The 12907-nt window shown below is 71.7% G+C and carries 10 protein-coding genes and 1 pseudogene; 8 read left to right on the top strand and 3 right to left on the bottom strand.

The genetic code is table 11. The annotated features are described in order from the left end of the window. Position 1: 1 nt before the first annotated feature. From cobO to cobT, 8 genes are read left to right on the top strand one after another with little or no spacing between them, the layout of a single operon-like run. A complete protein-coding gene (gene cobO, locus AAG689_RS14240; protein WP_020228271.1) occupies positions 2-571 on the top strand; it encodes a cob(I)yrinic acid a,c-diamide adenosyltransferase in 570 nt (189 codons plus the stop codon). Positions 572-576: 5 nt separating this feature from the next. Continuing rightward, the gene (locus AAG689_RS14235; protein ID WP_406622599.1) at positions 577-1125 is read left to right on the top strand and encodes a methylated-DNA--[protein]-cysteine S-methyltransferase; all 549 of its coding nucleotides are present in this window, start codon (positions 577-579) and stop codon (positions 1123-1125) included. A gap of 11 nt (positions 1126-1136) precedes the next feature. Beyond that, a complete protein-coding gene (cbiB, locus tag AAG689_RS14230; protein WP_406622598.1) occupies positions 1137-2081 on the top strand; it encodes an adenosylcobinamide-phosphate synthase CbiB in 945 nt (314 codons plus the stop codon). Beyond that, positions 2078-3070 (top strand): aminotransferase class I/II-fold pyridoxal phosphate-dependent enzyme, encoded by a 993-nt coding sequence (locus AAG689_RS14225; RefSeq protein WP_406622597.1) that lies wholly within the window; start codon positions 2078-2080, stop codon positions 3068-3070. The genes cbiB and AAG689_RS14225 overlap by 4 nt, the downstream gene beginning before the upstream one ends. Further along, positions 3067-3837, top strand: a complete 771-nt coding sequence (locus AAG689_RS14220; RefSeq protein WP_406622596.1) for a HipA family kinase — start codon at positions 3067-3069, stop codon at positions 3835-3837. The genes AAG689_RS14225 and AAG689_RS14220 overlap by 4 nt, the downstream gene beginning before the upstream one ends. Continuing rightward, entirely contained in the window at positions 3824-4234 is a 411-nt protein-coding gene (locus tag AAG689_RS14215; protein WP_406622595.1) for a DUF3037 domain-containing protein, read from the top strand. Before AAG689_RS14220 ends, AAG689_RS14215 begins: the two co-directional genes overlap by 14 nt. After that, positions 4231-5694 (top strand): cobyric acid synthase, encoded by a 1464-nt coding sequence (locus tag AAG689_RS14210; RefSeq protein WP_406622594.1) that lies wholly within the window; start codon positions 4231-4233, stop codon positions 5692-5694. The genes AAG689_RS14215 and AAG689_RS14210 overlap by 4 nt, the downstream gene beginning before the upstream one ends. Before the next feature lie 21 nt (positions 5695-5715). Continuing rightward, positions 5716-6762 (top strand): nicotinate-nucleotide--dimethylbenzimidazole phosphoribosyltransferase, encoded by a 1047-nt coding sequence (gene cobT, locus AAG689_RS14205; protein ID WP_406622593.1) that lies wholly within the window; start codon positions 5716-5718, stop codon positions 6760-6762. A gap of 61 nt (positions 6763-6823) precedes the next feature. Here cobT and AAG689_RS14200 read toward each other — a convergent pair whose 3' ends face one another. The 3 genes and pseudogenes from AAG689_RS14200 to AAG689_RS14190 all read right to left on the bottom strand — a co-directional run bounded on the left by AAG689_RS14200 (position 6824) and on the right by AAG689_RS14190 (position 12781). Further along, positions 6824-8374: an efflux transporter outer membrane subunit gene (locus AAG689_RS14200; RefSeq protein ID WP_406622592.1), complete on the bottom strand. Its 1551-nt coding sequence runs from the start codon at positions 8372-8374 to the stop codon at positions 6824-6826. Beyond that, positions 8371-11513 (bottom strand): annotated as a pseudogene (locus tag AAG689_RS14195) (efflux RND transporter permease subunit). The gene AAG689_RS14200 and the pseudogene AAG689_RS14195 overlap by 4 nt, the downstream one beginning before the upstream one ends. Positions 11514-11527: 14 nt before the next feature. Beyond that, complete coding sequence (locus AAG689_RS14190) at positions 11528-12781, bottom strand: efflux RND transporter periplasmic adaptor subunit (RefSeq protein WP_406622591.1); 1254 nt, start codon at positions 12779-12781, stop codon at positions 11528-11530. Positions 12782-12907: the final 126 nt, after the last annotated feature.

Here is a 12907-nt window from a genome sequence, read left to right as displayed (position 1 = left end):
CATGCAGATCGAGAATCCTCCCACCGAAGCCCGCTACGACAAGCCCCAGGGCGAACGCCGGGGCCTGGTGCTGGTGCACACCGGCGACGGCAAGGGCAAGAGCACGGCGGCCTTCGGCCTGGCGCTGCGCGCGCACGGGCGCGGCAAGGCCGTGAAGATCTTCCAGTTCATGAAGGTGCCCTCGGCGCGCTTCGGCGAGCACCGCATGTTCGAGCAGCTGGGCATTCCCATCGAAGGCCTGGGCGACGGCTTCAGCTGGAAGAGCAAGGACCTGGAGCACTCCGCCCAGCTCGCGCGCGATGGCTGGCAGAAGGCCCGCGCGGCCATCCTCTCGGGCGACCCGTTCCTGGTCGTGCTCGACGAGATCACCTACCCGCTGATCTACGGCTGGCTGCCGCTGCAGGAGGTGCTGGACACGCTGGCCGCCCGGCCCACGCTGGTGCACGTGTGCCTGACCGGCCGCCGCTGCCCGCAGGAAATCATCGACATCGCCGACACCGTGACCGAGATGAAGCTCATCAAGCACGCGTTCCAGGCGGGCGTGCCCGCCCAGCGCGGCATTGAGGACTGATCTCCATGGCCCTCCTGTCGCGCCGCCTGCCCACGCCGCTCGGCGAAATGCTGGCCGTCGCCTCGCCGCAGGGCCTGTGCCTGCTCGAATTCATCGGCCAGCGCGGCGTGGAGCGCGAACTGGCCCAGGTCGAGGCTGCGCGCGGCAGCCCGGTGGGCGAGGGCGACAGCGCCATCACCGCGCAGGCCGCGCACGAGCTGGCCGAATACTTCGCGGGCCGCCGCACTGCGTTCGGCGTGCCGCTGGACCTGGTGGGCACGCCGTTCCAGATCGATGCGTGGCACGCCCTCGTCGCCATTCCCTACGGCCAGACCCGCAGCTACGCGAGCCAGGCCCGCGCCATCGGCCGCCCCACCGCCACGCGCGCCGTGGCGGCGGCCAACGGGCAGAACAAGATCTCCATCATCGTCCCCTGCCACCGCGTGATCGGCAGCGACGGCAGCCTCACCGGCTTCGGCGGCGGGCTGCCGCGCAAGCAGGCGCTGCTGGCGCTGGAGGGCAGGGCGGTGCAGGCGGACTGGCTGCACGGCGAAGCCGGAGGCTTCGCCCTGTGATGGAGGTGGCCATGGCGCTGGCAGTGGCCGGCGCGCTGCTGCTGGCCCTGGCCGTCGATGCGCTGTGGGGCGAGCCGCCCGCGCCCGTGCACCCCGTGGTGTGGATGGGGCACGCGCTGCATTGGTGCGGCGAGCGCCTGGCACCACTCTCGCCCCGGGGGCGGGATTACAAGGTTTTTTGGCTCGGAGCGCTTGCCTGGTGTGTGCTGGCAGCTATTGTTTTTGTAGTCTTTTGGGGCCTGGAGCGGCTGGCGCTGCACCTGCCCGCGCCGCTGGCGGCATTGGCGCTGGCGCTGCTGCTCAAGCCGCTGCTCGCGTGGCGCATGCTGAAGGGCGAAGTGCTGGCGGTGGAGGTGGCGCTGTCGCAGTCGCTGCCCGCCGGACGTGAGCGGCTCTCACGGCTGGTGAGCCGCGACGTGGAGCGGCTGGATGCGGTGCAGGTGCGCGAATCGGCCATCGAGTCGCTGGCCGAGAACCTCAGCGACTCGGTGGTCGCGCCGCTGTTCTGGTTCGCGCTGCTGGGCCTGCCGGGCGCCGCGCTCTACCGCTTCGCCAACACGGCCGATGCGATGTGGGGCTACACCGGCATGCGCGGCGGGCGCTACTGGCAATGGGCCGGCAAGTGGGCGGCGCGCGCCGACGACGTGCTTTCGTGGCTGCCTGCGCGCCTCACCGCACTGCTGCTGGCGCAAGCCGCGCGCGGCCTGCCGCTGCGCGCGCTGGCGCGCGAGGCGCGCAAGACGCCTTCGCCCAACAGCGGCTGGCCCATGGCGGCCATGGCGCTGGCGCTGGGCGTGCGCCTGGCCAAGCCCGGCGTCTATGCGCTGCACCCGCGCGGCCGCCGTGCCGGGCCGCTGGACACGCGGCGCGCGGCCAGGCTGGGTTCGCTCGCGGTGCTGCTGCTCGCACCTGTGGCGGCAATGGCGGCTGCGCTGCTGTACTGGGCGCTGCCATGAACGCGGTGCACGGCGGGCCGGACGCGCTGGGCGTACCGGCGCACGATTTCTCCACCAACGCCAACGCCTGCGGCCCCTGCCCGCAGGCGCTCGCCGCGCTGCGCGAGGCCGACCGCAGCCGCTACCCCGATCCCGCCTACACGGCGCTGCGCGCGCGCCTGGCCGCGTTCCATGGCGTGGAGGCGGGGCGCATCATCGTCGCGGCCAGCGCCAGCGAGTTCATCCACCGCATCACGGCCTGCGCGGCACGCGCCGGCCTGCGCCACGCCGTGCTGCCCGCGCATGGCTATGGCGACTACGCGCGCGCGGCGCAGGCATGGGGGCTGGCGCTGGCGCCGCAGGAGCCCGCGCTGCACTGGGCCTGCGAGCCCGCGAGCCCCCTGGGCACGGCGGATGCAGCCCTTGCGCAGTGGGCGCGGCAGCCCGCATCGCCGGGCGCGCTGCGCGTGATCGACTGCGCCTATGCGCCGCTGCGGCTCGAAGGTGCCGGTGCGGCCCCGCCCGGGGATGCCTGGCAGATGTGGACGCCCAACAAGGCCCTGGGCCTGACCGGAGTGCGCGCGGCGTATGCCATCGCGCCCGGTACCGCCGAGGGGGTGTCGCAGGCCGCGGCCGTGCAGGCGCTGGCCCCGTCCTGGCCCCTCGGCGCGGACGGTGTGGCCCTGCTCCAGGCCTGGGTGGAGGAGGGCGCGCAGGCCTGGCTGGCCGCATCGCTCGCCACGCTGCGCAGCTGGAAGACGCGGCAGGCGGCGCTGTGCACGGCGCTCGGCTGGGCCGTGGTGCCCGGCAGCCTGGCCAACTACTTCACGGCCCGCCTGCCGGTAGCGGACGTTCCCGCCGCGCTGCAGGCGCTGCGCGCGCGGGGCGTCAAGCTGCGCGACTGCGCATCGTTCGGCCTGCCGGGCCATGTGCGGCTGGGCGTGCTCGCGCCCGTGTCGCAGCAGGCGTTGCGCGAGGCATGGACCGGCGCGGGCTACCATTTCGCATGACCCCTGAAGTCCAACCCCTGCGCTCCGTCATGGTGGAGCGCTACGTCACGCCGCTGCGCGAAGGCGGCTCCATGCCCGCCGTGGTGGAGGCCGACGACCTCGGCCTGTACGTGCTCAAGTTCCGCGGCGCCGGCCAGGGCGTGCGCGCCCTGATCGCCGAGATCCTCTCTGGCGGCATCGCCCGCGCCTTGGGCCTGCCCGTGCCCGAGATCGTGCTGGCCACGCTCGACCCCGAACTGGCGCGCACCGAGCCCGACCCCGAGATCCAGGACCTGATCCGTGCCAGCGGTGGCCTGAACGTGGCGCTGGACTACCTCTCCGGCGCGGTGAACTTCGACCCCGCCGTGGACGAGGTCACGGCCGACTTCGCCTCGCGCCTCGTATGGTTCGACACGCTGGTGAGCAACGTGGACCGCACGGCGCGCAACACCAACCTGCTGGTCTGGCACCGCCGGCCCTGGCTGATCGACCACGGCGCCAGCCTCACCTTCCACCACGCCTGGAACGGCACGGTGGCCGACCCGGGCAAGCCCTTCGCCCCCACCGGCGAACACGTGCTGCTGCCGCGCGCCGACGGCCTGGCGCAGGTGGATGCCGAACTGGCCGCGCTGCTGACCCCCGCCGTGCTGCAGGCCATCGTGGCCGCGGTGCCGCAGGACTTCCTGGACCAGGCGGGCGTGCCGGCCCAGGCCTATGCCGATTATTTCCAGGCCCGCCTGGCCGACCGCGGCCGCTGGCTGCAAGGGGCGATCGATGCGCGCGGCTGAGCTGTACGACTACGCCGTCGTGCGCGTGGTGCCGCGCGTGGAGCGCGAGGAATTCATCAACGCGGGCGTGATCCTCTCGTGCCAGCGCACCGGTTTCCTGCGCGCGGCCGTGGAGCTGGACACGGCGCGCTTACTGGCGCTGGATCCGCACGCTGACGTGGATACCGTGCACCGCCACCTGGGCGCCATCGTCGCCATCTGCGCGGGCGCGCCGGACGGCGGCCCCATCGCCCGGCTGCCGCTGCGCGCACGCTTTCACTGGCTCACCGCGCGGCGCAGCAGCATCATTCAGACCTCGCCCGTGCACACGGGCCTGTGCGTAGATGGGGCCGCAGCGCTCGAACACGCCATGGACCGCATGGTGCGCCCGCTGCCCGCGCCCCGGAGGCCCGCATGACCGCTCGCTGCGTCATGGTGCTGGGCACCACCAGCGGCGCCGGCAAGAGCTGGCTGGCCACCGCGCTGTGCCGCTACTACAGCAACCAGGGCCTCAAGGTCGCGCCCTTCAAGGCGCAGAACATGAGCAACAACGCGCGCGTGGTCGCCACACCCCTGGGTGGATACGGCGAGATCGGCAGTGCCCAGTACTTCCAGGCCCTGGCCGCGCGCGCCACGCCTGACGTGCGCATGAACCCGCTGCTGCTCAAGCCCGAGGCCGACACCCGCAGCCAAGTGGTGCTGCTGGGCCAGGTGAGCGCAGCGCTCTCCGCCATGCCCTGGCGCGGCCGCAGCCAGCACGTGTGGCCGCAGATCGCCGCCGCGCTCGGCCAGCTTCGCGCCGAGAACGACGTGGTGGTGATCGAGGGCGCCGGCTCGCCCGCCGAGACCAACCTGCACGCGAGCGACGTGGTCAACATGCGCGTAGCGCGGCATGGCGGCGCGCGCTGCCTGCTGGTGACCGACATCGACCGGGGCGGCGCCTTCGCTCACCTGTACGGCACCTGGGCGCTGCTGCCCGAGGACGAGCGCGCGCTGATCCGCGGCTTCGTGCTCAACAAGTTCCGCGGCGACGCCAGCCTGCTCGCGCCTGCGCCCGAGGACCTGCAGCGCCGCACGGGCATTCCCACCGTGGCCACCATCCCCATGCAGTGGCGCCATGGCCTGCCGGAGGAGGACGGCGTGTTCGACGACCGCAGCGCCGCCGCGGGCGCCGTGCACACCACGGTGGCCGTGGTGGCCTACCCGCGCATCAGCAACCTCGACGAGTTCCAGCCCCTCAAGAACGTGCCGGGCGTGCGCCTCGTGTGGGCGCGCAGCCCGGCTGCGCTGGCGGGCGCCGACTGGATCGTGCTGCCCGGCTCCAAGGCCACGGCGGCCGACCTGGGCTGGCTGCGCGCGCAAGGGCTGGACGGAGCCATCGCCGCGCACGCGGCGCGCGGCGGCCGCGTGCTGGGCGTGTGCGGCGGCCTGCAGATGCTGGGCGAGGCCCTGATCGACACCGAGGGCATCGATGGCAACGCGCCCGGTCTGGGCCTGCTGCCGCTGGTTACCGCCTTCGCGCAGGGCAAGACGGTGCGGCCCACGCGTGAGCGCTTCGGCGCGGTGCCCGGTGCCTGGGCGCCTCTGGCGGGCGTGGTGGTCGCAGGCTATGAGATCCACCACGGCCAGACCGCGCAGCACCCCGCCATGGCCGCCGCAGGCGACGTGGCCCGCGAAGTGCTGCCGGGCCTGGCCTGGAGCAACGCCGCGGGCAACGTGCTGGGCCTGTACCTGCACGGTCTGTTCGAGGACGCGGCCGCGCTGCAGGCGCTGTTCGGTGCGCAGGCGCCCACGCTGGACAGCGTGTTCGACGGGCTGGCCGAGGGCATCGCTACCCACTTCGCCCCGGGCGTGCTCGACGCGCTCGCGGCACCATGAAAAGATCATGAACACGCTCTTATGACGACCTCTTCCCTTCTCCCTTCCATCGGCGACCTGCACGACGCGGCACTGGCCGCCCGGCTGCAGCACCGCATCGACCACAAGACCAAGCCGCTCGGCTCGCTCGGCCAACTGGAGCGCCTGGCGCTGCACCTGGGCCTCATCCTGGGCACCGAGACGCTCGCGCTGCAGGCGCCGCAGATGCTGGTGTGCGCCAGCGACCACGGCCTGGCCGCACGCGGCGTGTCGGCCTATCCCGCCGACGTGACCTGGCAGATGGTGGAAAACTTCCTCGCCGGCGGCGCAGCCGTGAGCGTGCTGGCGCGCCAGCACGGACTGGCGCTCACCGTGGTGGACTGCGGCGTGGCCAAGGATTTCGCGCCGCGCCCCGGCCTGGTCGTGCGCAAGATCGCCCACGGCACGCAGGACGCATCGCAAGGCCCTGCCATGACGCATGCGCAGTGCGAAGCCGCCATCGCCAACGGCCGCGAGGTGGTGCGCGCGCTGCCCGGCAACGCGCTGCTGCTGGGCGAGATGGGCATCGGCAACACCTCTGCGGCATCGCTGCTGCTGGCGCGGCTGGCAGGCGTGGACCTGGCCGAGTGCACGGGCGCAGGCACCGGGCTGGACGACGAGGGCATCGCCCGCAAGCGCGCGGTGCTGCGGCAGGCCCTGGACGCCAACGCCGGCGCTGTGGCGCCGCTCGATGCGCTGGCGGCGCTGGGCGGCTTCGAAGTGGCCACGCTGGTGGGGGCGGTGCTGCAGGCGGCGTCCGAGCGCCGGGTGGTGGTGGTGGACGGCTTCATCACGAGCGCTGCCGTGCTGGTGGCCAGCCGCCTGCAGCCGCTGGTACTGCAGCGCTGCGTGTTCGCGCACCGCTCGGGGGAGCGGGGGCATGCGGCCATGCTGGATGCGATGGGCGCGCAGCCGCTGCTGGACCTGGGGCTGCGGCTGGGAGAGGGATCGGGGGCGGCGCTGGCCTGGCCGTTGCTCGTGTCGGCTTGCGCGGTGCTGCGGGAGATGGCCAGTTTCGAGTCGGCTGGCGTGGTCGGGGCGACTGGTTAATAATGAAACTGGGCTCTGGCGCTTATGTGGAAAGCGCTGGCAGCTATCAACTCAGGAGCAATCAGCCCCTGTTCGCCATACCTTCCACATCCTCGCGCAGCAGGGTGCCGTCCGCCCAATGCCCGCCCAGCACCTTGTAGAGCGTGATCCGGTTCACCTGCTCGGCCAGATGCAGCGAGATCTGCGCCTGCTGTGCGGCATAGAGTGAGCGCTGCGCGTCCAGCACAGTGAGGTAGTTGTCCGCACCCAGGCGGTAGCGTGCATCCGACAGCTCCAGCGCACGCTGCGTGGCGTCCACCAGCGAGCGCTGCGCGTCCAGGCGCTCGGCCAGGGTGGCGCGCTCGGCCAGGGCGTCGGCCACCTCGCGGAAGGCGGTCTGCACGGCTTTCTCGTACTGGGCCACGGCGGTGCCCTGCGCGGTTTCGGCCACGCGCAGGTTGGCGCGGTTGCGGCCGGCGTCGAAGATCGGCAGGCGGATCTGCGGCGCGAAGCTCCAGGTGCCGTTGCCGCCGCCCCACAGGCCCGAGAGCTGGTTGCTGGCCACGCCCACCGAGGCGGTGAGGGTGATCGACGGGAAGAAGGCTGCGCGCGCTGCGCCGATGTTGGCGTAGGTGCCCTGGAGCTGGTGCTCGGCCGCCTGCACGTCGGGGCGGCGCAGCAGCACGCTGGAAGGCAGGTCGGACGGTACGGCCAGCAGCACCGCGGCGGGCTCGGCCGGCGGAGCCAGGTGCGGGGTGGCGCCGGCGCCGGTGGCGGTGGGCGGGGCCATGGCATCGGCCACGCCGGGCGGCAGCAGCGTGTCGGGCACGGGGGTGCCGGCCAGCAGCGCCAGCGCGTTGCGGTCCTTGGCGAGCTGCGATACGTAGGCCGCCACGTCGGCGCGGGCGCTGTCCACGGTGGTCTGGGTCTGCGCCAGCGTCAGGCCCGATGCGGCGCCCAGCGCGTGGCTCTGGCGCGTGAGGTCGAGCGCCTGCTGGCGCGCGCGCAGGGTTTCGCGGGCCAGGCGCAGGCGGCGCGCATCGGCATCCAGGGCGAGCCAGGCATTGGCCACCTCGGCCACCAGGCTGAGCTGCACGCTGCGGCGGTTCTCGGCCACGCGCAGGAACTCCTGCAGCGCCACTTCATTGAGATTGCGCACGCGGCCGAAGAAGTCGATCTCGTAGCCGGTGAAGCCGAGCTGGGCGCTGTACTGGCCCGAGACGTTGGGCCGGCCGGCGGTGACCAGGTCGTCGGCCGTGCGGCTGCGGCTGCCCGCGCCCGTGGCATTGACGGCCGGGAAGAGGGCGGAGCGCTCGATGCCGTACTGCGCCCGCGCCCGCTCGATGGCCAGCAGCGCCACGCGCAGGTCGCGGTTGTGGTCCAGCGCCAGGGCCACCACCTCGCGCAGGCGCGGCTCCTGGATGAAGCCGGCCCAGGGCATGGGGCCGTCCTCGGTGATGCGCAGGGCGGCCTCGCGGTCCGGGGCCATCGCCTGCGCCGGGACTTGCGGCTGGGTGGCGCCCAGGGTCTGCGGCACGGGCAGGGCGGGGGCGTGGTACTCGGGCGCGAGCGAGGTGCAGGCGGTGAGCGCCAGCGGCAGCGCCCAGAGCACGGGGATGGAGGGGCGGGTCATGGCGTGGCCTCCGGCTGGGGTGCCTGGTGGGCGGCCGGGGTGCGCGTGAACAGGCGGCGCACGATGAGGAAGAACACGGGCACGAAGAAGATGCCCAGCAGGGTGGAGAACACCATGCCTCCGAGCACGGCGGTGCCGATGGCCTGGCGCCCGCCGGCGCCCGCGCCCGTGCCGATGGCCAGGGGCAGCACGCCGAAACCGAAGGCCAGCGAGGTCATGAGGATGGGCCGCAGGCGCAGGCGCACGGCTTCCACCGTGGCGTCGAACAGGCTGCGCCCGCGCTCCTGCAACTGCACGGCGAATTCCACGATCAGGATGGCGTTCTTCGACGCCAGGCCCACGGTGGTGAGCAGACCGACCTGGAAATAGACGTCGTTGGCCATGCCGCGCAGGTAGGTGGCGGACAGCGCGCCGATCACGCCCAGCGGCACGGCCAGCATGACCGAGAAGGGCACGCTCCAGCTCTCGTAGAGCGCCGCCAGGCACAGGAACACGAAGAGGATGGAGACGGCGTAGAGCATGGGCGCCTGCGAGCCCGATTGGCGCTCCTGCAGCGAGGCGCCGGTCCACTCGAAGCCGATGCCGGTCGGCATGGTGGCCATGATTTCCTCGATGGCGGCCATCGCGTCGCCCGAGCTGGCGCCGGGCGCGGTGTTCGCCTCCATCTCCATGGCGGGGCTGCCGTTGTAGCGCATGAGCTGGGGCGAGCCGCTGGACCAGGAGGTGGTGGCGAAGGCCGCGAAGCGCACCATCTCGCCGTTCTTGTTACGCACGGACCACTGGCCGATGTCCTGCGGCAGCATGCGCGAGGGCGCATCGCCCTGGATGTAGACGCGCTTGACGCGGCCCTGGTGGATGAAGTCGTTCACGTAGGTGCCGCCGAGGGCGCTGGAGAGCACGCCATTGATGTCCGCCACGGCGATGCCGAGGGCCGCAGCCTTGCGGTCGTCGATCTCCACCTTGAGCTCGGACGTGTCGTCGAAGCCGGTGGTGCGCATGTTGGTCAGGGCCGGGTGGTCGCGCGAGGTGGTGATGACCTTGTCCATCGCCTGCATCAGCGCCTCGTGGCCCAGGCCGTTGAGGTCCTTGATGACGAAGTTGATGCCCGCATTCGCGCCCAGGCCGCGCACCGCCGGCGGCAGCGTGACGATGATGCGCGCATCGCGGATCCTGGCCAGGTCCTTGTTGGCCTGGCGCACCAGCGCTTCCGCGGACTGACCGGGCAGCGGCCGCTGGTCCCAGGTCGTGAGCCGCACGAACATGGAGCCGGAGCTCTGGTTGCCGTTGTTGCCCAGGATGGCGTTGGTGCTGAAGACCTCGGGCTTGTCCTTGAAGTACAGGCGGATCTCGTCCATCACCTGCTGCAGGCGTGCATCGGTGGCGCCCGAGGGCAGGGTGACGATGACGCGCACGAAGCCCTGGTCCTCGTTGGGCAGGAAGGACGTGGGCAGGCGGTGGAACATGAAGGCCACGGCCGCCAGCACCATGCCGAACAGCACCGCCATGCGGCTGGTGCGGCGCAGCAGGCGCGCCACCGCGCCCTGGTAGCGCGTGGCACTGCGGTCGAAGTGGTGGTTGAACCAGAGGAAGAAACGGTCCACCCAGCCGAGCGGGCCGTGGCGCACTGTGCGCTCGTGCGCCATGGGCTTGAGCAGCGTGGCGCACAGCGCTGGCGTGAGCGTCAGCGCCACGAATACCGACAGGCCCATGGCCGCGACGATGGTCACCGAGAACTGCCGGTAGATCACGCCCACCGACCCTGCGAAGAACGCCATGGGCACGAACACCGCCGACAGCGTGAGGCCGATGCCCACCAGCGCGGGCGTGATCTCCTTCATGGACTTGCGGGTGGCCTCCTTGGGCGACAGGCCTTCTTCGCTCATCACGCGCTCCACGTTCTCCACCACCACGATGGCGTCGTCAACCAGCAGGCCGATGGCCAGCACCAGCGCGAACATGGTCAGCATGTTGATGGAGTAGCCCATGGCAGAGAGCACGCCCAGCGTGCCCAGGAGCACCACGGGCACGGCGATGGCCGGGATCAGCGTGGCGCGGAAGTTCTGCAGGAAGAGGAACATCACCAGCGTCACCAGCACCATGGCCTCGGCCAGAGTCACCACCACCTCCTTGATGGAGGCGCGCACGAAGGGCGTGGTGTCGGAGCTGACGAAGCCGGTGATGCCGTCGGGAAAGAAGGGCGCCAGCTCGGCGATCTTCTTGGCCACGGCATCGGCCACTTCCATGGCGTTGGCGCCGTCGGCCAGCACGATCCCCAGGCCCGCGCCCGGCTGACCGTTGAGGATGGAGCGCACGGTGAGCGTGTCGGCCGCCAGCTCCACACGCGCCACGTCGGCCATGGTGACCACCGAGCCGTCGGAGGCGGACTTGAGCACGATGTCCTTGAACTCCTCCACCGTCTGCAGCTTGGAACGGGCGGTGACGGTGGCATTGAGCATTTGCCCCGGCACCGCGGGCAACTGCCCGAGCTGGCCGGCCGAGACCTGCGCGTTCTGCGCGTTGAGTGCGTTCACCAGATCCGAGGGCATGAGCGCGTACTTCTCCATCAGTGCCGGATCCATCCAGATGCGCATGGCGTAGTTGGTGCCGAACACGCTCACGTCGCCCACGCCGTCCACGCGCGCGATCACGTCCACCACGTTGCTGGTCAGGTAGTCGCCGATGGTCACCTGCGACACGTTCGGGTCGGGCGAGGTGAACACGTAGGTCACCAGATAGTCCTGGCCCCCTTGTTGACGAACACGCCGCGGCTCTTGACCGCATCGGGCAGGCGGTTGACCGCGCCCTGCAGCTTGTTCTGCGCCTGCACCTGGGCCACGTCGATGTTGGCGCCGGGCTCGAAGGTGAGCGTGGTGCGCGAGCGGCCGGCCGAGTCGCTGGTGGAGCTCATGTAGAGCAGCCGGTCCAGCCCCTTGAGCTGTTGCTCGATCACCTGCGTGACCGAGTTCTCCACCGTTTCGGCCGAGGCGCCGGTGTAGGTGGTGTTGAGGGTCACACGCGGCGGTGCGATGTCGGGGTACATCTCCAGCGGTAGCGTGAAGATGGACAGACCGCCCGCGAGCATGATGACGATGGACAGCACCCATGCGAAGACGGGGCGGTTGATGAAGAACTGCGCCATGGCGAGGCCGTCCCTTATTGCGGCGCGGAGGCGGGAGCGGACGCCGGGGCGGCCGCGCCCTGCGCCTTTGGCGTCCAGGGCACGGCACGCACCGTGCTGCCCGGGCGGGCGCGCTGCGCGCCGTCCACCAGCACGCGCTCGCCCGCCGACAGGCCCGAGAGCACTTCCCAGCGGTTGCCCACGGCCGCACCGGTCACGATGCGGCGGCGCTCTACTTTGTTCTCGGGCGTGACGACCAGCACGCTCGGGTTGCCCGCCGGGTCGCGCGTCACGGCCTGCTGGGGCGCGAGCAGGGTCTGCTCGTTCACGCCGGCCTCCAGCACGGCACGCACGTACATGCCGGGCATCAGCAGCCCGTCGGGGTTGGGCACCACGGCGCGCAGCGTGACCGCGCCGGTGCCGGGGTTGACCTGCACGCCGCTGAACTGCAGGCGGCCGGGGTGGGCGTAGGTGCTGCCGTCGTCGAGCTTGATGGCCACGCGCACGTCGTCCTTGCCTTCGCGCTTGAAGCGCCCGCTGGCCAGGTCGTTCTTCAGCCGCAGCACCTCGGTGCTGGACTGGGTCACGTCCACATAGAGCGGATCGACCTGCGATACCGTCGTCAGCGCAGCCGCCTGGTTGGCGGTGACCAGCGCGCCCGGCGTGACGGTGGACGTGGTGGTGCGACCCGCGATGGGCGACTTGATGCGCGTGTAGCCCAGGTTGATGCGCGCGGCCTCCACGGCCGCGGTGGCCACTCCGACGTCGGACTGCGCCTGCGCGGCGGCGGCCTGGCTGTCGTCGTGCACCTGGCGGCTGACGGCGTCGATCTTCACCAGCTCGGCGTTGCGCCGGGCGTTGGTCTGCGCCGTGCCCAGTGTGGCGCGGGCCTTGGCCAGCTGCGCCTCGGCCGAGGCCAGCGCGACCTCGTAGCTGGCAGCGTCCAGCTGGTAGAGCACCTGGCCGGCCTTGACCTCCGCGCCTTCGGTGAACAGGCGCTTTTGCACGATGCCGCCAACCTGCGGGCGTATCTCGGCCGTCAGGAAGGCACTGGTGCGCCCCGGCAGTTCGGTGGTGACCAGCTGGCGCTCGGGCTGGAGCGTGACCACGCCCACTTCCGGCGGCTGGCCGGCCGCGGCGGGCGCGGCGTTCTTGTCGCCGCAGGCGGCCAGGGCCAGCGCCAGTGCCATGCCCCATGCCAGCCTGAACCCGGCGCCTGGGCCCGAGAGGGATGATGGGATGGGGGAAAAGGAGGCCAGGGCAGGGCTGACGCGGATCGCGGGTGTCATGGAGGCGGAACGCAGTATGTCTCGGTTGGGCCGGCAAACAGAGGCCCCCGGCGCCGGGCCGGGGCAGGGCCAAGACCGCAATGTCGCATATCGGCGTTAGGGCTGCTCCGGAGGGCGGTTTTCTTC

It is taken from the genome of Acidovorax sp. SDU_ACID1 (genome assembly GCF_045291395.1).
Taxonomy (GTDB): domain Bacteria; phylum Pseudomonadota; class Gammaproteobacteria; order Burkholderiales; family Burkholderiaceae_C; genus MR-S7.
This window is presented reverse-complemented; position numbering and strand designations above follow the sequence as displayed.